Origin of the sequence: Undibacterium umbellatum, from assembly GCF_014284125.1 — a bacterium.
In the GTDB taxonomy this organism is placed as follows: Bacteria; Pseudomonadota; Gammaproteobacteria; order Burkholderiales; family Burkholderiaceae_D; genus Undibacterium; species Undibacterium umbellatum.
In genome coordinates this window covers 1-20,519 of the sequence record NZ_JACOFX010000036.1, presented here as the reverse complement: position 1 = coordinate 20,519, position 20,519 = coordinate 1, and the positions used below count along the sequence as shown (strand labels likewise).

The window sequence follows — 20,519 nt, the reverse complement described above, 5'->3', positions numbered from 1 at the left end:
TCTTGGGTAAGATGTGTGTATGTCATTTCGGGCAACTTTGACTTGGAGGTCTGGAAGTTCGGATGCTACCGCATCTTCCCATTCAAACCAATTTAGCTTCTGTTGCACTTCTTATTTGAACTCGCGAAAGTAGAAGATGCCTACCAATTTATAAAAGAAAAAATAATTCCAGACTTACCAAGTACAACTCTGAATATGTGGAGTAGTGATATTGGTTTTGACTTGTTAGTAGCGTCACCTGGAGACCTGCACGAACATGGGGTAGGCGAAGCTTTGGCAGAAATACCTGAGCACTCAAAAGAATTTCTCGAACTTATGGAAGTTCCGCTGAGTGAGGTTGAGTCAATCGAAAAAACGGCTTGGTATCAGCTGCGATGTGCTTACATACCAATATTGTCGGCGCAACATTGGCATCTGCAAGTACCACGTGAGATGCTGGCTAAACATGTAGCCGCAGTTTGTGAGTTTAATGTGGGTCAAAAATTGCCGGAGAAGTAATTACGTGAATACATAAAATCGGCTCATTATTTTAAAAAAATAATGAGCCGTTTTTTTGCACTTCTATTCTTACACTTTTATATCCGTTCCCACGCCATGCGCCTGCTGATCTGCATGGTAGCTAGACCTGACCATCGCGCCAACGGCGGCATGGGCGAAGCCCATTTTGTAGGCTTCTTCTTCATACATCTTGAAGACATCGGGGTGGACATAGCGGCGTACTGGCAAGTGGTGGCCGCTCGGTGCCAGGTACTGGCCTATGGTCAGCATGTCGACATTGTGGGCGCGCATGTCGCGCATGACTTGCAGGACTTCTTCGTCGGTTTCACCCAGGCCAACCATGATGCCGGATTTGGTTGGGGTGTTGGGGTGTTGCTCCTTGAAGCGTTTCAGCAGGTTCAGGGAATATTCATAGTCAGAACCGGGGCGTGCTTCCTTGTACAGGCGCGGGGCGGTTTCGAGGTTGTGGTTCATGACGTCTGGTGGTGCCATGTTGAGAATTTCCAGCGCGCGGTCCATGCGGCCACGGAAATCTGGTGTCAGGATTTCTATGCGTGTCATGGGTGACAGTTCGCGCACTCTGGTAATGCATTCGGCAAAGTGGGCAGCGCCGCCGTCGCGCAAGTCGTCGCGGTCAACAGAGGTGATGACGACGTAGCTGAGCTTCAGCGCGGCGATGGTTTTTGCCAGGTTGGCTGGTTCATCGACATCAAGAGGATCAGGGCGGCCATGGCCGACGTCGCAGAAGGGGCAGCGGCGGGTGCATTTGTCTCCCATGATCATGAAGGTGGCCGTGCCTTTGCCAAAGCATTCGCCGATATTTGGACATGAAGCTTCTTCGCAGACGGTCACCAGTTTGTTGGCGCGCAGGATGTCTTTGATTTCATAAAAGCGGGTGGTCGGCGAACCAGCCTTGACACGTATCCAGTCTGGCTTGGGCAATCTTTCCATCGGCACGATCTTGATAGGGATGCGCGCAGTCTTGCTTGCCCCTTTTTGTTTCTCGGTAGGATCGTAAGCGGTGGTGGCGACGGGTGTGTTTTCGGTTGTCATGGTATGAAGCGATGTCGAAGAATCAGGGGGCAGTCAAAAGATCTTGCAAATTCTGTGCGAGTGCATTCTGGACTTGGGCTAGCGGCACGGTCACGCCCAGGGTTTTCATGTCCACGGTGGCAAGTCCAGCGTAGCCGCAGGGGTTAATCCAGGAAAACGGTGTCAAATCCATATCTACATTCAGTGATACGCCATGATAGGTGCAGCCGTTGCCGCGCACTTTCAAGCCCAAGGCAGCGACCTTGGCGCCTTGCCACTGGCCGTCGCTGACATAGATGCCGGGCGCGCCTTCCTTGCGTTCACCAGCGAGATTATACGCTGCCAGGGTGTTGATAACTGCCTGTTCTATCTTGTTGACGAATTCTCGGGCGAATAATCGTGCCTTGGGATGGCTGCGGCGCAAGTCTATTAGCAGGTAGATCACAACCTGGCCGGGGCCGTGGTAGGTGACTTCGCCGCCACGGTCGGTCTGCACCACCGGGATGTCATGGGCGGCCAGTACATGCGACTGGTCAGCACCCAGGCCCAGGGTGTAGACGGGCGGGTGTTCAACGATCCAGAATTCATTTTGCGTGTGCTCATCGCGGGCATCGGTAAACGCGCGCATGGCGTCGAAAGTGAGCTGATAGGGCTCAATGCCGCGATGGATGATGCGGGGTGTGACGTTGGGGGCGAGGGCAGCTTGCATAGGCTGCTAGTGTAACATTTTGTGGGGGTGAGGTCTTTGCTTGTGTAAATGCCATGCTAGATCGACAAGTGATATGTTTATGGCATATCGTAGGTTGGGCCAGGCCTCGTCGGGCCGCACTGTATCAGCCCAATACTCGGCGCTTAAATGACGTATACGTTTGCTGAGACCGAGTGTTGGGCTGATAACCCGTAGCCCAACCTACGAGTGGCGATTATGCCGCTCATTAAATTCGCACTGTCATCGTTTTTTCCACCCTGGCGCGACCGCCCACCATAAGGCTGGGTATCCGTCCTTCTTGTATTTCCAGCTCAACCTTGATAAGGCTGGGGGATGCTGGTTCCATAAGTACGCCTTGTTCTATCTGCAAAGTTGGGCCGGGGATGTTGTACTGGCTGTAGAGCAGGCAGGCCAGGGGGCCGGCGGCGGTGCCGGTGGCGGATTCTTCGCCTATGCCGTAGCGTGGGGCAAACATGCGGGTGCTGGCCGCTTGGCTAGTGTCTTGCACATCGAGAGTGAAGGGATAGAAGCCGACGAGGTCGAGTTCTTCGCTGATGTTGCCGATCTCTTCATGGTCAGGCTGGATATTTGCCAGGCATTCGCGTCCTATGATGGGAATTGCGAGGAAGGCATTGCCGGTATTGACGATGGTGGGTAGGCGGTCGCGCAGCAGGTCATGCTCGGTCAGGCCCATGCTTTGCAAGATCCGGGCATACAGGCTGGCGTCGTCGATGCCGTTGCTATCGTCGGCAAAAATGGTTTGGTAGCGCGGCGTGCTTTGCTGCATGAAAGCCAGCTCTCCCTTGATGAGGATATCGCGGTTGCCGTCTATGGTTTGCTTGCTGCACAGGCCTTCGTGGACTTTGCCCATTTCACGCAAGAGTGAGAATGTGGCTACTGTGGCATGGCCGCAGTGGGCAATCTGGCGGTTTGGGGTGAAGAATTCCAGCTTGTAGTTGGCGCAGTCTGAGTCTGAGACGAAGGCAGTTTCAGATAAACCTACGGCGCGGGCAATTTGCAGCTTTTGTTCTGCCGTGTAGCTATCTGCATTCAACACAACGCCTGCCGGGTTGCCGCCTTCATTTTGCTGGGTAAATGCGTGAACGATATGTACTTCTATCGGCTTGCCCATGTCCATTCCTATGCTTGTCGGAACGGACATTATAGGAGTTTAATCCCCCAGCTTACCAGTTGGATTTTTAGAGGCCTTACTTGGTATGCGCAGCAATCACGTCAGACGTATTCCTGACGACGCAAAATTCATTGTGCAGGCTGGCGAGGTGAATGCGGTGGATTTCTTCTGCCGGTATCAGTGCGCCATTGACACCAGGCCGGTCAAAGGTTGCGCAGGCATCGGCCACCAGTTCTACGCTAAAACCCAGGTTACCCGCCATGCGGGTGGTGGTTGAGACGCAATGATCAGTTGTCAAACCAGCAATGACGAGTTGTTTGATGCCCTTGGCGTGCAACCAGGCTTCGAGCTCGGTGCCGATAAAGCCGCTATTCACTTTTTTCGTAAAGATGATTTCACCTGGCAATGGGCGTGCCAGGGCTTTGAATTCAAAACCTTCTTGCCCGGCACGCAAAGGCGAATCTGGTTCTTGCGACTGATGGCGTACATGGATAACAGGCAACTCTTGCTCACGCCAGTGTTGCAGCAGGGCAGCCATATATTGCTCGGCTGCCGGATTATTACGCTGTCCCCACTTTGGATGATCAAAGCCTTGCTGTACGTCAATCAAGATCAATGCAGTCTGTGCCATATTCGCCCCGGTGCTGCTTTTAGTGTTCAGGCAAATGCCTGGCTCAATTTACGTGTCAGTTTTTGCAGGTAGCTGGTGCCAGCCATGGTTTTGACATTGATCACGCTGGATACGGCAGACAATTCGATGACGCTGGCTTGATTCTCAGCTTCGATGACGACGAATTGATTGGCTGGTATGACCATGGATTCGCCAGTGCTGAGCCAGTAGTCATCAACCTGGCCAGCAACTGTCAACCAGACGCGGCCACATGCCACTTCAATTTTACGGGCGTGTTCGGCTGTGCCTGACAATGTGGCACCAGCGGCGATCATGTATGATGGGTTTGCGAAATTATTTGTCATTTCCTTGCTCCTGGTATTTTACTGCTAAAGTGGCAATGCATTCTACTAAACAGAGAGTGAAAATCATTTTGTTGCACTGCGATAGAAGCATTGTAGTCTTGTCTCACAAGAAAATAAAACGAGTAATTTTTGAATGCCTTGCTAAAATAATTCACAATAAATTCACACTAAGCTCATAAAGATGGATTTTCGAAGACTCCCCAATCTAGCTGCCTTGCGTGCCTTCGAAGCAGCGGCGCGCCATCAGAATTTTTCCAAGGCGGCGTTGGAAATCCACCTGACCCATGGTGCGATCAGCCATCAGGTCCGGGCGCTGGAAGAGGAACTGGGCGTGCCCTTGTTTATCCGTCATGGCAAGCGCATCAGCATCACCCCTGATGGTGAGCAATTTGCCGCCACCATCAGAAAAGCCCTGATGGAGCTGGGTGACGCCGCTGATTTACTCAAGAAGCGCAATAAACAAAAGCGCCTGGGGATTACTTCCTTACCGTCATTTGCGGCACGCTGGTTATCGCCGCGCCTGGGGCGGTTTATTGAGCATCACCCCGACCTGGAAGTCAGCCTGCAGTCGAGTAATCATCTGGCTGACTACAATATGGAGTCTATCGATGTGGGCATACGCTTTGGCCTTGGCAATTATCCGAGCATGGTCAGTGAGTTATTGATGGGGGATTACTATTACCCTGTTGCCAGCCCGCATTATCACGGCGGCCAGTTGCCACAGACACCAGCAGAGCTGGCCAGCATGCAATTATTGCGTTGTGATGGTGAGCCCTGGGAACCGTGGTTCAGAGCCGCTGGCCTGGATAATGGGGAGCCGACTGGCGGCCTGGTCTTCCAGGATTCCTCCATGCTGGCGCGTGCAGCAGTCGATGGGCAGGGGATCGCCCTGGGAAGACATATTATCGTACAGCCTGATATCAAGGCGGGACTGCTAAATCGCCTGTTCAATATCGATATACCTTGTGAAGTTGCCTACTATCTGGTCTATCCGCCAGATGCGCTGGCAAAGCCGCAAGTCAAGGCATTCAGGGAATGGCTGCTGACTGAAATAGCCGAAGAAAAAAAGCAAATGAAGATGGCAGGCGCACTGGCCTGAGCAACTCGCCTGACCGGCACGGGCCAGTCAGGCGATTTTTGTTACAAGACGACTTTCACCATAGGGTGTGATGACAGGGTACGATACAGATTATCCAACTGCTCACGGCTGGTGGCTAATACAGTGACTGTCACCGAGATATAAGTGCCCTTGCTGGATGGGCGCATTTCTACCTTGCCAGCATGGAAAGTCGGGTCAAACGAAGTCACGACTTCCACCATGGTTTGGGTGAATTCTTCATGCATAGGCCCCATGATCTTGATGGGAAAGTCACTGGGGTATTCAATCAGACTTTCTTCGGGGGGGATGGGTCTCATTTCCATGCTGATTCCAATATTTAAATCATTCAAGTCCAGTATATGGGGTTTGTTGGGGAGTTTCCAATAGTCTTTGAACGACAGGTCAACATCAGAGGCATGATAGAGAGCCCTGCCTGATCTGGCGACTGGACACGGCTCTGTTCCTGGTTGCTTATTGCCAGGTCAATATCAATGGTGATGTTGTTAACTTCAGGCTTGCTTGGCCTTTTGGTAAGCCGCATACAGCTGATGATAAACCGCCCCTGGTTTGCCATTCCCTATCGTCACATCGTCGAGCTTCACCACTGCCAACACTTCCTTGGTGGCTGACGAGAGCATGACTTCATCAGCGGCAAAGACTTCTTCACGTGTAATGCGGCGGGCCAAGAGTTTTATCTGATTGTCAGCGCACAGCTCTTCTATGAGGCCGTAGCGTATGCCTTCGAGTATCAGGTTATCTTTTGGCGGGCCCATCAGGACGCCGTCCTTGACTATCCACACATTCGATGCCGATGCCTCGGTCAAAAAGCCGTCGCGGAACTGTATGCTCTCGGCGGCACCTTCTTCTGCTGCATTTTGTGCGGCCAGTACATTACCCAGCAGTGAGATCGATTTGATCTCGCAACGCAGCCAGCGCTTGTCTTCCATGGAAACGCAGGCAACCCCATTTTCGCGTGCAGTCGCAGACGGCAGGACGATGGGGTTGGTCATGATGAAAACAGTTGGTGTGACATCCTTGGGAAATGCATGGGCGCGCTTGGCCACGCCACGGGTGACTTGCAGATAGACCATCTGGTCGTCGGCTTCATGGGCATCCATGACCTTGGCGATCAGTGCCAGCCATTCATCTTTGCTATGCGGGTTTGTAATACCTATGGAGGTCAGGCTGCGGAACAGGCGCGCCAGATGCTGGTCGGCGCGGAACATCTTGCGTTGATAGACAGGGATGACTTCATAGATGCCGTCGCCAAAAATAAAGCCACGGTCGAGTACCGGGATTTTGGCTTCGGACAGCGGCGTCATTTCGCCATTCAGATATACCAGGGGATCATTCATGATGTCTGTGCAAGTGGTGAGGAAAAGGACTTATTCTCACACAGAATCCCGGCTATGCTTATGCAAATAACGCATACAAGCATAGCCAGGAGTGATGCGCGACTTGAGGTCGCGCATCAGTTGACGTTGTCCTGCAATTTACTTGAACATCAAACGTATCGAATCCCAGGCGCGGCCAAAAACGCTGGCCTGGTTGACCTGTTCCAGGGCAATCACCGGGACTTCTGCGACAACTTTGCCATCCAGCATCATCTTCATGGTGCCAACCTTGCTGTTCAGTGCTACCGGGGCCACCAGCGGGTCTTTGCGTTCCAGCGCCGGTTTCAGATTGGCGGCAGCACCTTTGGGCAGGGTCACATACAGTTCACGGTCAAAACCTATCTTGATCTGGGCCTGCGTGCCTTTCCAGATTTCTGGTGTGGCAATGGACTGGCCCTTGTCGTACAGCTTCAGAGTGTCAAAGTTCAGGTAGCCCCAGTTCAGCAATTTCAGGCTTTCTTGAGCGCGGACCTGGTCGCTCTCTGTGCCGATGACGACCGAGATCAGGCGGCGCTGGCCTGTGCCATTCGGACGATTTGCAGAAGACACCAGGCTATAGCCGCCAGCTGTCGTGTGGCCGGTTTTCATGCCATCGACACTGGGGTCCAGCCATAGCAGGCGATTGCGGTTAGGCTGGGCGATCTTGTTATAGGTGTAGTTCTTGGTTGAATAGTAAGTCTTGTAAAAATCAGGATGATCAATGATCAGGCGCGCGGCCAGGTTGGACAAGTCCTGGGCTGTCGAATAATTATCCTTGCTGGGCAAGCCATGCGGATTGGCAAAGCGTGTGGATTTGAGGCCCATGCGCTCGGCCTCGCGGTTCATTTGTACAACAAAGGCTTCTTCACTACCGGCCACGGCTTCTGCCAGGGCAATCGCGGCATCATTGCCAGACTGTACGATCAGGCCATACAGCAATTCATTGATGGTGACTGGCTTGTTGGGCTCGATATACATTTTCGAGCTACTGCCATCGACTTTCCAGGCGCGAACAGAAACATTGATGCTTTGTTCCAGGTTGAGTTTTTTGTCCTTAAGGGCAGAAAACACCAGGTAAGCCGTCATGATCTTGGTCAGCGATGCTGGCTCTACGCTCATGGTGGGTTCTTTGGCGGCGATGACCTGGTTACTGGTGGCATCGAGCAAGAGCCAGGCTTTGGAAGCAATAGTAGGTGCAGGCAGGGTTTGCGCTACAGCAGCTGTCATGGTCAGCAGCGAGATGGCAATGGAAGCAAGGAATTTTTTCATTGATGAGCTAGTAAAACAAAGGGTGACAAAAAACGAATAATAGTGTGTTCAGCAAATCCATTCTCTGCAACTTATCTGTAAATGGACTGCATGGAATCTGGTCGCGACAGCATCAGGCTCTATCCCACATGCTGGTGATGAGTTGTTTGATATGATGCAGGCGACGGTGGAAAAAATGGTCGGCACCAGGTATCACGGTGACAGGTATGTCTTGCGGGCGCAGCCAGTCCAGCACGGCACTCAGAGGGATAGTGTCATCCAGTTCACCGTGTATCAATATGGTGTTCGCGGGTATGGCAGGCATCTCCCATTTGCCAGCAGCTGCACCGACCAGTGCCATGCGCTCTGCAGGCTTGCCGTTTTCTTGCAGACGTTGTTGCAAACGGGCTTGTACAAAAGTACCAAAGGAAAAACCGGCCAACGCCAGTGGCAAATCGGGGTAGCGTGCCCGCATGGCAGCCAGTAATAATTCCATGTCGTCGGTTTCGCCCATGCCGGCGTCATGCGTGCCTTCTGACTTGCCCACACCACGGAAATTCATGCGCACGGCCGCATAACCCAGGCCCGTGAAAGTACGTGCCAGGGTTTGTGCCACCTTGTTGTCCATAGTGCCGCCAAATAGCGGATGCGGATGGGCTACCAGCGCCAGGCCGATAGGGGCAGCATGAGTTTCAGGATCAGGCAAGTCCAGTGCGCATTGCAAATTGCCAGCCGCACCCTGGAGTGAAAAATGTTCAGTCTGCGCATTCATGATGATCAGACTTTCAGACGTTCGACGACACCGCCGCCTATCAGGTCCACATCAATGATTTCATCAATATCGGATTGATCGACAAAGGTGTACCAGGTGCCTTGCGGGTAGACCACAAGCACTGGACCGTCTTCACAGCGGTCGAGGCAACCGGCTTTATTGATACGGATTTTGCCTTGGCCATTCATGTCCAGTTGTTTGATGCGGCGTTTGGCATGTTCCTGGGCAGCTTGCGCACCACGGTCAGCGCAGCAAGGACGGCCATCTTCGCGCTGGTTTAGGCAAAAAAAGACGTGTTTTTGAAAATAGAGTGCTTCAGACATAAGATATCCAGCCTGGGGTTGATGCCGCCACCGGTTGGTGGCGTTTGATGCCCGCTATGATACTGCAATTGTGCAGTCATGGGATTTTTACGCCGGATGCGGTTTGCGTAATAGCGCCCAGATCGCCAGAAACGGCCAGAGCAAGGACAGAAACTGTGCCGCCCCGTTAAAGTTCAAAAACTTGCCCTGTACCCAGGTTTGCATGGTGGCCGCAAAGTAAGGGTTGTCCGAAACCAGGTTGATGACGATCAGCGATATGCTCAGCATCAGCAAGGCTAGCCGCCTTTGTACATGGGATGGTGCAAAGGAAAAACCATATAGCATGATGAAGCTGATCAACAAGCCACCACGCGCACCCGGAGTCAGCCATGCAAACGCATATTCGGGTTTGAACAACAAGGCGCTGGCCAGTGCCTTGATCGTCAGCGCGGCACCCAGCAACAAGACGGACAAGATAGTTTTTGGAGCATGGCGGTTCATCAGGCTGAGACAAATCAGTAAAGCTCCGGTGCAACTGCAGGCAGTGATAATGGTTTCTGATAGCAGATATTCCTCGGCACTGAGCTCGTAGCCTTGCAGCAGGAAGGTGCTGATGTCGATATCCATTTCCATCAATTCGCTCAGGATTTGAGAAATCTCGGGCAAGACTTGACCCAGGCCAAACAGGTAGGCTTGTGGATAAATCTGCGCCATGGCCCACAGGCCCAGTACCAGGATTTCACGGCTGGATTCTTTATGCGTCCATTGCTTGCGCAGTAATTGCAGGCGGCCTTTTTCGAGTATCAGTGGGGTCAGCAGGGCTCCCAGCAGCGCGCCCAGCATGGCGCCCGAGGTATTGGTCAAAAAGTCCAATAGAGAAGTCACGCGGCTGGGCAAGAAGTTTTGCACTATCTCGGCCTGCGCCGAAATCATCGCCCCCCCCAGTGTTGCCAGTAATGCCGCCCACCAGCGTCTGACCAGTGGGTAAAGCGCGAACACCATCAACATGCCAAAAGGTATGTAGCCGACCACATTGATGATGGCGTCAAAGCCACCCCAGTAGCGCGGCCATTGTTGTATGAGTTCTGGCAACGCTGCCCAGCTATTGGTTTGCCAGCCAGTAAACGGGAACCAGCTTGCATACAGTATCAAAAACAGATAAGCGACCAGACTCACCCTGGCAAAGGGGGAACTGTGCAAGCTGCTTAGTTGTGGACTAAGTTGCGGTATTGCTGGCTCATCAGGCAGGGCTTCTGATGACGTTGTACTGTGATCCGGCTGCATGCGGTCGGTTTCAGACATTGACTTGATCAATCAGAATTACTTCAACGGCAGGCTCATAATCCAGGATTGTATGTTGCCTATGCTAGCATCGGCGGCTTCACGCATGGCTCTTGCCCCACCGGGTGCATCGGCTGTGCTGGCTGCCACTTTTTGCTGGAAGCTTTTTTGGGCTATCAGTTTATGTCCCTTAATAACAGAGGCCCGCAGGCTGATTTGCGCATCGCTTTGATTGGCAGTAGTGAAAATTTGTGAGAACTCATCGATTTCCAGACGCAGGATGGGCAAGTTCGCAGCTCCGTCGGTGTTTGCCAGTACATCCGCGCCCTGGGCTACCAGACCTGCCTTCAATCTTTGGGCCAGCAATTGTGCCGGTGGCATGCTCCAGCGATGCAGGGAGTATGCCTTGAGCTGCTGCACATTGTCATATTGTAGTCTGTATAACATGGCATTGCTGTCGAGCGCCGGGGGAATGCTGATTTCAGCTATGCTGATTTGCAACTTGGCTGGGCCTGGCTGCACCTGTGCATTGACAGCAAGTGGTCCGAAATCATACTGCTGAAGTTGCTGTTTTTGCGGTGTGGTGCTGCAGGCTGACAATAGCATGAACAAGAATAAAGCCGTGCCAGTGTTTCTAATATTGCTAAGGCGGCTAAAAAAAACTGGATATATCATGCGAGTTCCTTTACTTGGGAGCGACAAAGCCAGGCTCGCCCGGACCGGGTGCGGGGACGGGGTTGCCAAATAAAAGGCTTTGCGGCCTTTCCTTGAGTGAGTCTGACAGGCGGCCAAAAGAACGCAGGCTGGCCTTGGCTTCACCGGCTACACTTTGCACCTTGGGCAGGGTGTCCAGGGTCAGGCTGTTGCCAACATTGTCCATCACCAGACTGAATCTTGCCAGCGGGCCATCTTCTGCCTGCAGGGTGGTCGTCAATTGATTCAGGTTATTGCTGAGCTTGCCAACATTGCCGGACAAAGTACGTACTTCGGTCATGGTCATCTTGGCCTGGTCTGCCAGTTCAGGCAGGCGCGCCAGAGTGGGCTCCAGCTTGCCTGGCAAAGCTTGCCATGCGGCGGCGGCTTTGCCAAAATTGTCTATCGTAGTCATCACCGATTTCTGGTTGGTCGGATCGAGCATGGTATTCAGGCGGCGGGTCAATTCTTCCGTCTGCACCAGGATGGCCTGGCCGCGTTTTTCCAGGTTTTGCATCATGCCGGGGCGCATGGGGATGCGTGGCAATGCTTGTGTATTACTGTCAGCCACCAGCAATTGCTTGGAAGTGCCTTCATCATCGAGTTGTACAAAGGCGATGCCGGTGACACCTTGATAACCCAGTGTAGCAAAGGTGGAACTGGTGACTGGTGCATCTGGAACGATTTCCAGTCGCAAATTGATTTGCCCCGGGTTTTTTTCATCAAAGTCGATATCGGTGACATTCCCCACCTTGATACCTTTATAGCGCACTGCTGCCTGCAAGTTCAGGCCAGATACCGCCGTGCTGGTCACCACTTCATAAGGCACGCGTTTGATCTTGTCGCGACCTAGCCAGATGGCCAGCACGGTCGTCAGTATCAGCAGAGCGATCGTGAAGAAACCTGCCATGAGCGCATGAGATCTGTTTTCCATAACTTATATTTCCTGATGCGTTTGAGGTGGCAGCACTTCCATGGCGCGCTGACCGCGGCCACCCAGAAAGAAACTGTCGATAAATGGATGTTTGAAATTCACGACTTCTCTCGGCGAACCCACAATAACCACACGTTTTTCCGCCAGCACGGCGATCCGGTTGGATAGCGCAAACAAGCTGTCGAGGTCATGCGTCACCATAATGACAGTTAAACGCAATTGCTGGTGCAAGGATAGTATCAGTTCGACAAAACTGTCGGAACGGTCCGGGTCCAGCCCTGCCGTGGGTTCGTCAAGGAACAGCAGTTCCGGGTCCAGCGCGAGTGCACGTGCCAACGCTATCCGCTTGATCATACCGCCGGACAAATCTGCCGGCATCTTGCGCGCATGTTCAAAGGCAATGTCGACCATATGCAGTTTCAGATAGACCAGGTCAGTGATCAGATCTTCAGGCAATGTGCCCAGTTCACGCATGGGCTGGGCGACATTGTCAAACACGCTCAGGGCCGAATACAGGGCGCCATGCTGGAATAACATGCCAGAACGTTTGCGTAAATAATCCAGATGCAGAGCTTGGGAGGAGTGCAAGTCTTCACCAAAAACCTTGATACTGCCGCGTGTCGGTACCTCCAGCCCCAGCATTTGTCGCATCAGGACAGTCTTGCCTGAACCTGAACCGCCGACAATGGAGAGAATTTCACCTCGCCTGACGCTTAGTTCCAGTTGGTCATGCACCACGGCACGGCCAAACTGGGTGCGCAAGTCGCGGATTTCTATAATGTTTTCGTTTGCCATCAGTAGCCTGCCTTGCTGAAGATGATGGCGAATATGGCGTCGGCGATGATCACGACAGTAATCGCAACCACCACAGAATTGGTGGTGCCACGTCCCAGGCTCTCGGTATTGGGTTCGATGCGCAAGCCATAGTGGCAGGCAATCAGGGCGATCAAAACTCCAAAGGTGGCACCCTTGGCCAGGCCTATCCAGAAATTGATCAGAGGTACGGCTTCCGGCAATTTATAGATGAAAAACTCTGGCGACATGCCCAGCAAGGCTTGTGCAGAAATCATGCCGCCAGCGAGGGCCATGATGTCGGTCCAGATCACTAGCAGAGGCATGGCCAGGGCCAGTGCCAGCACCTTGGGCATGATCAGGCGGTACCCGTGAGGGATGCCCATGACACGCATGGCATCGAGCTCTTCAGTCACCCGCATGACACCGAGCTGTGCCGTGATGGCGGAGCCGGAACGCCCTGCCACAAGAATGGCCGCCAGCATGGGCCCTAGTTCGCGGATGATACTCATGCCCAGGATGTTAACAATAAATAAATCACCGCCAAAAGTGCGTAACTGTTGCGCCGACAGATAAGACAGCACCACCCCGATCAGGATACCGACCAGTGCCGTGATACCCAGTGCCTGCGCACCAGTGCGATACACATTGGCTGACAATTCCTTCCACGGTGCCTTCATTGGGTGCCGTACAAAGCGTGCCAGGTCCAGCATGAGCTGGCCCAGCAAAGCCGTGAAACTATGCAAGTGATTGAACAGGCCCAATACTTGTGCGCCCAGTTGCATGGTGCGTGTCAGTCTTGGCTTGGCTGGTAGTGGCACCACAATCCGGCTTACTTTCTCCAGGCGGGAAAACAAACCTTCATGGACTGGCAGCATGCTGAGCTGACTAGGTCTTTGCTTGCCCCAGGCGCGCCACAGCATTTGAGCGCCGATGTGGTCCAGGGTGCTGATTTGCGTCAAATCCCAGTGCAATTCAGGCTGGTTTCTTGCCTGCTGCAACTGTGTGCTGATCTCACGCATGACCGCCGGGCGGGATAGGCCGTGCACCAGCCAGGCACCTGCAACGATGACGGCAGGCTGTGGTTGGTGGGTGAATTGCAGGGTGGGTGCGATCTCATGTGGCATATTCCGCAAGTGTAAGTGAGAAAGTGCATTTACTGCAATCAAGCGCCCTAACATCCACCAGGTATAGGTATTTGATACCCGCTGTCTATTTTTCTTGTACTAAAGGAGTTTTTTTATCCATGACTTCGCGGCAATCCCCTTTCAGGGTAGCGTTGTCATAATTGGTCCAGCCATAGCTGTCGACATAACGGGTATGGGTCTTCAACTGTTTGCTGAGTATGCTCCACTCCAGCTTTTCATCCGGGTAGCGGATATTCGCCATGTCCAGCAAGCTATGAAACACATTTTCTGTCGATAACCTGGCTTTTTGATGCAGGCGCAACTGGACTATTTTGTCCGGGAAATGCTCTTGATAAGCATCGGAATACCACATGAAGGCCGGGATATGGAATTCATATTGGGTATTGTGGCCATGGAAAGCCAGATTGCAAGTGCCGTCATACAGCGTTTGCCCGTGGTCAGATATATAGAATAGCGAAGTGATTTGCGAGCTGGCCTTTAATTTTTGTATGACTTCCGACAACATCCAGTCCGTGTACAAAATCGAGTTGTCGTAACTATTGTTTAAGGCTTGCTTGTTCTTCAGGTCGGTATAGGCAGGATTGACGACGCCAAACAGTGACGGTTTCCATTTATCAAAAGATTGTGGATGACGGTGGCTGTAGTTCCAGTGATTGCCCAGGGTATGCAAGACGATCAGTTTCTTGGGCGATGCATCGCGCATGGCATTTGCCATAGGCTCCAGCAAGACCTGGTCAAGATTGGAGCTATTGGTGAAACCACCCAGATTCAAGAACTGGGTGACATCGGCTTCTTTGGCGAAGACTGAGGTGGGGGTATCAAACTGGCCAAAGCTCATTTGATTCGACAACCAGTAAGTCTTGAAGCCCGCTTCCTTGAACGCCGTCAAAAATGATTTCTCAGAGAAGCCTGCTTTCAGGCTTTGTGCGGCCGGTTTGCGTGAAACGATGATGGGCACCGACAAGCGGGTGGCCGAAACGGCCGTCACCACATCGCTGAAGCTGACCAGATTACTTTCCTGTTTGAGCAGGGGATTGGTGTCGCGTTCATAGCCATTCAGACTCCAGCGGTCAAACCGCGAAGACTCACCAATCACCATGATAATGGTTTGTGGCGTTTCAGGATTGCCATCCAGATGTGCCTGGAAACGGAAGGCGCGACTTTTTTCAGATAGCTTGGCCAGATAATCGCGTTCAATCCAGAAATCATTGGCACGCAAGACCAGGCCAAACGGCCAGGTGCGTATATAAGTCTCTTCATCGTAAGGAATCTTGGCCCAAGAAGGCAAAGCTGGCAAATGCTTCTTCAGGCTGGACCACCATTGTGTCAGGATATCTGCTGAGGCGTTGCCTGAGCTGGATGCAGAAGCTGCGGCACTGGCAGATGCCTCTGTGTCGTTATCTACCGCGGATACGGCGGATACACTGCTACTGGCAGGTGCCGGGGTGACGCCTATCTCTTCACCATATGCCCAGCAGAGTAGACTCAGTGCAATGACCAGTAACACCAGCCAGCGTGAACGGTGAGTCCAGTGCCAGTGACTATGGGCTTTGGCAACGCGCAGCAAGCTCCACCACCAGGTAGTGACGCCTATCACCAGCAAGAGCAGCAACCAGACTTTGTTGCCGAGGAATTCCATCGCCTCCTTGGGGCTGGTTTCCAGCATGATGCCCAGATGGTGGGTTGATATACCTTGCCCAAAATACAGGCGCAGGTAGACCTCAACAGGCACAGCAAAGAATGCCGGTAGCAGCAAGTAATGAAACCAGCGTGGTCTTTGTAGCAATGCCCAAAAGCCCAGCCAGGTCACCAGGCCTAATGCCAGCAGGTGAAAGGGTTTTTCCACAGGCTGGCCTTGCAGTAATGGGAAAAACGGCAGACTGGAAATCAGCAGGTAACTGGTTAAAAGATACAGTGAGGCAGGGCGAAACAGGGCAGGCATTATGTTTGGGTAGTGCAACGTGATTGGTGTCCAGGCTGCGCGCAGCCTGGTTTGCCATAGAGATGACCCAGTCTTGCATTAAGCTGGCGTTTAAGGGCGTAAATAGTAAATGATTTACTTTGTTTGAGCAGATCTAAATTGGGATTTAAGCATATTTTGCTTTTCATGCACTTCATTCGAGTGCCTTGCAGTCTGGTAAACCTTGATTTTTTGCCGAAATTCCCTACCCTGAAAGGCTGCTCCCAGCCTTGCAAATTAAGCTAAGCACTTGAATTGTTGAAATAAAAAGCGTTGACATGCTTGTGCGAAGCGACATAAAATTGCGAGTTCTCGATTTTGGGTTTGCATTTGCTATTCATGTTTTGCCCGGTTTTATCAGGTAGGCAATGCTTAAAAAGCAGGCAAAAGCAGGTGGTCAAGTCGGGTTGGTCTGAGGATTCAGGCTGAAAAATGATTTTAAGTTCCCGGGCAACCGTTTCCGGGTTTGTGTTTAACGTTGTATTTTGTTGGATTAAAAACGATGCCAACCATCAATCAACTGATTCGCCAACCACGTGTTTCTGCACGTGTAAAAAGCAAATCGCCGGCGCTGGAAAACAGCCCGCAAAAACGTGGCGTTTGCACCCGCGTTTATACGACAACTCCAAAAAAGCCTAACTCGGCTTTGCGTAAAGTTGCCAAAGTTCGCCTGACTAATGGTTTCGAAGTTATTTCGTACATTGGCGGTGAAGGCCATAACTTGCAAGAACATAGCGTAGTGTTGCTGCGCGGTGGTCGTGTAAAGGATTTGCCTGGTGTTCGTTACCATATGGTTCGCGGTGCTTTGGATACTCAAGGCGTTAAAGACCGTAAGCAAGCTCGCTCCAAATATGGTGCTAAGCGTGCTAAGGCAGTTAAGAAGTAATTATCTCGTAATTTAATCTCCGTAAGCTATTACGGATCAGTGTCGGTTTGGAAATGAGCCGAGTAAGTGACCGGTTATGATGGCCTGTCGCGAGCGTGGAGTAAAATGTTGCTTTGTGCTCAACTGAAGATTGAAAGGAATTGAAATGCCACGTCGTCGTGAGGTCCCGAAACGGGACGTACTGCCGGATCCAAAATTCGGTAATGTAGAAGTAGCAAAATTTGTAAACGTGTTGATGTTGTCCGGCAAGAAGTCTGTTGCTGAAGGCATCATCTACGGTGCATTCGATCACATCCAACAAAAATCTGGTAAAGATCCTTTGGAAGTGTTTGCGCTGGCAATCAGCAACGCCAAGCCACTGGTCGAGGTTAAGTCCCGCCGTGTTGGTGGCGCGAACTACCAGGTGCCTGTAGAAGTGCGCCCAGTTCGTCGTCTGGCTTTGTCTATGCGTTGGTTGCGTGAAGCCGCTAACAAGCGTAGCGAAAAATCCATGCCACAACGTTTGGGTGGTGAATTGCTGGAAGCCGCAGAAGGTCGCGGCGGCGCAATGAAGAAACGTGATGAAGTCCATCGTATGGCTGAAGCCAACAAGGCCTTCTCTCACTTCCGCTTCTAAGAGTAAGAGTAAGGAGCTGTTGTATGTCTTTAGTGCAACGGCTCTGGCAAGTATTTTGAATCAGGCCGGGCGCGATTTTTGTAAAAAAATGCGCTCGGTTTTGTCCATTAAAAGATTTAGGATTAGCTATGGCCCGTAAGACCCCCATTGAGCGCTACCGCAATATCGGTATTTCTGCTCACATTGATGCCGGTAAAACAACAACGACAGAGCGCGTCCTGTTTTACACAGGTGTAAACCACAAAATTGGTGAAGTGCATGATGGCGCGGCTACCATGGACTGGATGGAGCAAGAGCAGGAACGTGGTATTACCATTACTTCTGCGGCGACGACATGCTTCTGGAAGGGCATGGCGAACAACTTCCCAGAACATCACATCAACATCATCGATACACCAGGCCACGTTGACTTCACTATTGAAGTTGAGCGTTCCATGCGTGTTCTGGATGGCGCTTGCATGGTTTACTGTGCAGTAGGTGGCGTTCAACCTCAGTCTGAAACTGTATGGCGTCAGGCTAACAAGTACAAAGTTCCACGTTTGGCGTTCGTCAACAAGATGGACCGTACTGGCGCGAACTTCTTCAAAGTGTACGATCAAATGCGTGCACGTTTGAAAGCCAACCCAGTTCCTCTGCAAGTGCCTATCGGTGCTGAAGACCTGTTCGAAGGCGTTATCGATCTGGTCAAGATGAAAGCGATCATTTGGGATGCAGCATCTCAAGGTATGAAATTTGAATACCGTGATATCCCTGAAAACCTGTTGGCTGACGCACAAAAATGGCGTGAAAACATGGTTGAAGCAGCTGCAGAAGCCAGTGAAGATCTGATGAACAAATACCTTGAAGAAGGTGATTTGACTGAAGAAGAAATCAAAGCTGCCTTGCGTCAACGTACTATCGCTTCTGAAATCGTTCCTATGATGTGCGGTACTGCATTTAAGAACAAGGGCGTTCAGGCGATGTTGGATGCGGTTGTTGAATACCTGCCATCTCCATTGGACATCCCACCAGTTCCTGGCGTGAACGAAGATGACGAACCAGTTGTCCGTAAAGCGGAAGATACAGAGAAATTCTCTGCATTGGCATTCAAAATCGCAACTGATCCATTCGTTGGTCAATTGTGCTTTATCCGTTGCTACTCCGGTACTTTGAATTCTGGCGACAGCGTTTACAACTCTGTTAAAGAGAAAAAAGAACGTATCGGCCGTCTGGTTCAAATGCATGCGAACCAACGTGAAGAAATCAAAGAAATGATGGCGGGTGATATCGCTGCGGTGGTTGGTCTGAAAGATACAACGACTGGTGATACGCTGTGTGATGAAAAAGCAATTGTTGTTCTGGAACGCATGATATTCCCAGAGCCAGTTATTTCTCAGGCAGTAGAGCCAAAAACCAAGGCCGACCAGGAAAAAATGGGTCTGGCATTGAACCGTCTGGCCGCTGAAGATCCATCTTTCCGCGTACGTACTGACGAAGAATCTGGTCAAACAATTATCGCCGGTATGGGCGAGTTGCATCTGGATATTATCGTTGACCGTATGAAGCGTGAATTCAACGTTGAAGCCACAGTAGGTAAACCACAAGTTGCTTACCGCGAAACTATCCGCAAAACTTGCGAAGAAATCGAAGGTAAATTCGTTAAGCAATCCGGTGGTCGTGGTCAGTACGGTCACGTTGTTCTGAAGATCGAACCGCAAGAACCAGGTAAGGGCTTTGAATTCGTTGACGCGATCAAAGGCGGTACAGTTCCACGCGAATACATCCCTGCAGTTGAAAAAGGTGTTCGCGAAACACTGACTTCCGGTGTATTGGCTGGCTACCCAGTTGTTGACGTTAAAGTTACACTGTTCTTCGGTTCCTACCATGACGTTGACTCCAACGAAAACGCCTTCCGTATGGCTGGTTCGATGGCGTTCAAAGACGGTTGCCGTAAAGCAAGTCCAGTTATCCTGGAGCCAATGATGGCTGTTGAAGTAGAAACACCAGAAGACTACGCTGGTACAGTCATGGGTGATCTGTCTTCACGTCGTGGTATGGTTCAAGGCATGGACGAAATCGCTGGCGGCGGTGGCAAGATCATCAAAGCTGAAGTGCCTTTGTCCGAGATGTTTGGTTATTCCACATCCCTGCGTTCCGCTACACAAGGTCGTGCAACGTATTCCATGGAATTCAAGCACTACTCTGAAGCACCTAAGAACGTGATTGACGCTATCGTCACATCCAAAGCTAAGTAATAAAGAATCAAAGGCCTGCCCCATGCCGGGGTAGGTTTTCTATTGTTGATAAATCGTTCTTTTTGAAGGAAGAATAAAATGGCAAAAGGTAAGTTCGAGCGCACCAAGCCGCACGTAAACGTTGGCACAATTGGTCACGTTGATCACGGCAAAACCACACTGACAGCAGCGATTGCAACAGTCCTGTCGAAGAAATTCGGCGGCGAAGCTAAAGCATACGACCAGATCGATGCAGCACCAGAAGAAAAAGCGCGCGGTATTACTATTAATACAGCCCACGTAGAGTACGAAACAGCTGGTCGTCACTACGCCCACGTTGACTGCCCAGGCCATGCTGATTATGTTAAAAACATGATTACTGGTGCCGCGCAGATGGACGGCGCGATTCTGGTTTGCTCCGCAGCAGACGGCCCAATGCCACAAACTCGCGAACACATCCTGTTGGCACGTCAAGTTGGCGTTCCATACATCATCGTATTCCTGAACAAATGCGACATGGTGGATGACGCTGAGTTGCTGGAACTGGTTGAAATGGAAGTTCGTGAATTGTTGTCCAAATACGAATTCCCAGGCGACGACCTGCCAATCATTCAAGGTTCCGCTAAACTGGCCCTCGAAGGCGACAAAGGTCCTCTGGGCGAAGAAGCCATCATGAAACTGGCTGACGCTTTGGATTCCTACATCCCAACACCAGAACGTGCTGTTGACGGCGCCTTCCTGTTGCCAGTGGAAGACGTATTCTCCATCTCCGGTCGCGGTACAGTCGTTACTGGCCGTATCGAACGCGGTATCGTCAAAGTTGGCGAAGAGATCGAAATCGTTGGTATCAAAGACA

At 51.6% G+C, this 20,519-nt stretch carries 22 protein-coding genes; 6 read left to right on the top strand and 16 right to left on the bottom strand.

The window, feature by feature from the left end:
- The first annotated feature begins 102 nt into the window (after nt 1–102).
- Nucleotides 103–498 carry a hypothetical protein gene (locus tag H8L47_RS28350; RefSeq protein ID WP_186957187.1) on the top strand — a complete coding sequence of 132 codons (396 nt, stop codon included), beginning with the start codon at nt 103–105 and terminating at the stop codon, nt 496–498.
- 69 nt (nt 499–567) lie between these two features.
- On the opposite strand, the gene lipA is transcribed toward H8L47_RS28350, so the two are convergent.
- The 5 genes from lipA to H8L47_RS28325 all read right to left on the bottom strand — a co-directional run bounded on the left by lipA (nt 568) and on the right by H8L47_RS28325 (nt 4,346).
- Nucleotides 568–1,551 (bottom strand): lipoyl synthase, encoded by a 984-nt coding sequence (gene lipA / locus H8L47_RS28345; protein ID WP_186957186.1) that lies wholly within the window; start codon nt 1,549–1,551, stop codon nt 568–570.
- Between the two features lie 22 nt (nt 1,552–1,573).
- The gene (gene lipB / locus H8L47_RS28340) at nt 1,574–2,239 is read right to left on the bottom strand and encodes a lipoyl(octanoyl) transferase LipB (protein ID WP_186957185.1); all 666 of its coding nucleotides are present in this window, start codon (nt 2,237–2,239) and stop codon (nt 1,574–1,576) included.
- A gap of 226 nt (nt 2,240–2,465) precedes the next feature.
- Nucleotides 2,466–3,401, bottom strand: coding sequence for a PhzF family phenazine biosynthesis protein (locus tag H8L47_RS28335; RefSeq protein WP_230413949.1), 936 nt, complete (start codon nt 3,399–3,401; stop codon nt 2,466–2,468).
- A 46-nt stretch (nt 3,402–3,447) separates the two neighbouring features.
- Nucleotides 3,448–4,002, bottom strand: coding sequence for a cysteine hydrolase family protein (locus tag H8L47_RS28330; protein WP_186957184.1), 555 nt, complete (start codon nt 4,000–4,002; stop codon nt 3,448–3,450).
- A gap of 26 nt (nt 4,003–4,028) precedes the next feature.
- Nucleotides 4,029–4,346 (bottom strand): DUF2917 domain-containing protein, encoded by a 318-nt coding sequence (locus H8L47_RS28325; protein WP_186957183.1) that lies wholly within the window; start codon nt 4,344–4,346, stop codon nt 4,029–4,031.
- A gap of 181 nt (nt 4,347–4,527) precedes the next feature.
- Between H8L47_RS28325 and gcvA the strand changes: the two genes are divergently transcribed.
- Complete coding sequence (gene gcvA / locus H8L47_RS28320) at nt 4,528–5,445, top strand: transcriptional regulator GcvA (protein ID WP_186957182.1); 918 nt, start codon at nt 4,528–4,530, stop codon at nt 5,443–5,445.
- Nucleotides 5,446–5,486: 41 nt separating this feature from the next.
- On the opposite strand, the gene H8L47_RS28315 is transcribed toward gcvA, so the two are convergent.
- The 11 genes from H8L47_RS28315 to H8L47_RS28265 all read right to left on the bottom strand — a co-directional run bounded on the left by H8L47_RS28315 (nt 5,487) and on the right by H8L47_RS28265 (nt 15,930).
- Entirely contained in the window at nt 5,487–5,762 is a 276-nt protein-coding gene (locus H8L47_RS28315; protein WP_186957188.1) for an HP0495 family protein, read from the bottom strand.
- A 192-nt stretch (nt 5,763–5,954) separates the two neighbouring features.
- Nucleotides 5,955–6,800 (bottom strand): D-amino acid aminotransferase, encoded by an 846-nt coding sequence (locus tag H8L47_RS28310; RefSeq protein WP_186957181.1) that lies wholly within the window; start codon nt 6,798–6,800, stop codon nt 5,955–5,957.
- A 138-nt stretch (nt 6,801–6,938) separates the two neighbouring features.
- A complete protein-coding gene (locus H8L47_RS28305; RefSeq protein ID WP_186957180.1) occupies nt 6,939–8,087 on the bottom strand; it encodes a D-alanyl-D-alanine carboxypeptidase family protein in 1,149 nt (382 codons plus the stop codon).
- Between the two features lie 112 nt (nt 8,088–8,199).
- On the bottom strand, nt 8,200–8,838 hold the full coding sequence (locus tag H8L47_RS28300) for an alpha/beta hydrolase (protein ID WP_186957179.1): 639 nt from the start codon (nt 8,836–8,838) through the stop codon (nt 8,200–8,202).
- Nucleotides 8,839–8,843: 5 nt separating this feature from the next.
- On the bottom strand, nt 8,844–9,161 hold the full coding sequence (locus H8L47_RS28295) for a (2Fe-2S) ferredoxin domain-containing protein (protein ID WP_186957178.1): 318 nt from the start codon (nt 9,159–9,161) through the stop codon (nt 8,844–8,846).
- Nucleotides 9,162–9,248: 87 nt separating this feature from the next.
- Nucleotides 9,249–10,442 (bottom strand): VanZ family protein, encoded by a 1,194-nt coding sequence (locus H8L47_RS28290; protein WP_186957177.1) that lies wholly within the window; start codon nt 10,440–10,442, stop codon nt 9,249–9,251.
- Between the two features lie 18 nt (nt 10,443–10,460).
- Nucleotides 10,461–11,096 carry an ABC-type transport auxiliary lipoprotein family protein gene (locus tag H8L47_RS28285; RefSeq protein WP_186957176.1) on the bottom strand — a complete coding sequence of 212 codons (636 nt, stop codon included), beginning with the start codon at nt 11,094–11,096 and terminating at the stop codon, nt 10,461–10,463.
- Between the two features lie 10 nt (nt 11,097–11,106).
- Nucleotides 11,107–12,048: an MlaD family protein gene (locus H8L47_RS28280; protein WP_186957175.1), complete on the bottom strand. Its 942-nt coding sequence runs from the start codon at nt 12,046–12,048 to the stop codon at nt 11,107–11,109.
- A gap of 3 nt (nt 12,049–12,051) precedes the next feature.
- On the bottom strand, nt 12,052–12,843 hold the full coding sequence (locus H8L47_RS28275; protein WP_186957174.1) for an ABC transporter ATP-binding protein: 792 nt from the start codon (nt 12,841–12,843) through the stop codon (nt 12,052–12,054).
- Nucleotides 12,843–13,967, bottom strand: coding sequence for an MlaE family ABC transporter permease (locus H8L47_RS28270; RefSeq protein WP_186957173.1), 1,125 nt, complete (start codon nt 13,965–13,967; stop codon nt 12,843–12,845). Before H8L47_RS28270 ends, H8L47_RS28275 begins: the two co-directional genes overlap by 1 nt.
- Before the next feature lie 85 nt (nt 13,968–14,052).
- Nucleotides 14,053–15,930, bottom strand: a complete 1,878-nt coding sequence (locus H8L47_RS28265) for a phosphoethanolamine transferase (RefSeq protein ID WP_186957172.1) — start codon at nt 15,928–15,930, stop codon at nt 14,053–14,055.
- Nucleotides 15,931–16,450: 520 nt separating this feature from the next.
- Here H8L47_RS28265 and rpsL point away from each other — a divergent pair.
- The 4 genes from rpsL to H8L47_RS28245 all read left to right on the top strand — a co-directional run.
- The gene (rpsL, locus tag H8L47_RS28260; RefSeq protein ID WP_110258019.1) at nt 16,451–16,834 is read left to right on the top strand and encodes a 30S ribosomal protein S12; all 384 of its coding nucleotides are present in this window, start codon (nt 16,451–16,453) and stop codon (nt 16,832–16,834) included.
- Nucleotides 16,835–16,979: 145 nt separating this feature from the next.
- Nucleotides 16,980–17,450, top strand: coding sequence for a 30S ribosomal protein S7 (rpsG, locus tag H8L47_RS28255; protein WP_186957171.1), 471 nt, complete (start codon nt 16,980–16,982; stop codon nt 17,448–17,450).
- 128 nt (nt 17,451–17,578) lie between these two features.
- A complete protein-coding gene (fusA, locus tag H8L47_RS28250; protein ID WP_186957170.1) occupies nt 17,579–19,684 on the top strand; it encodes an elongation factor G in 2,106 nt (701 codons plus the stop codon).
- Between the two features lie 78 nt (nt 19,685–19,762).
- Nucleotides 19,763–20,519 (top strand): elongation factor Tu (locus H8L47_RS28245; RefSeq protein ID WP_186954051.1); only part of this gene is annotated, 757 nt, incomplete at its 3' end.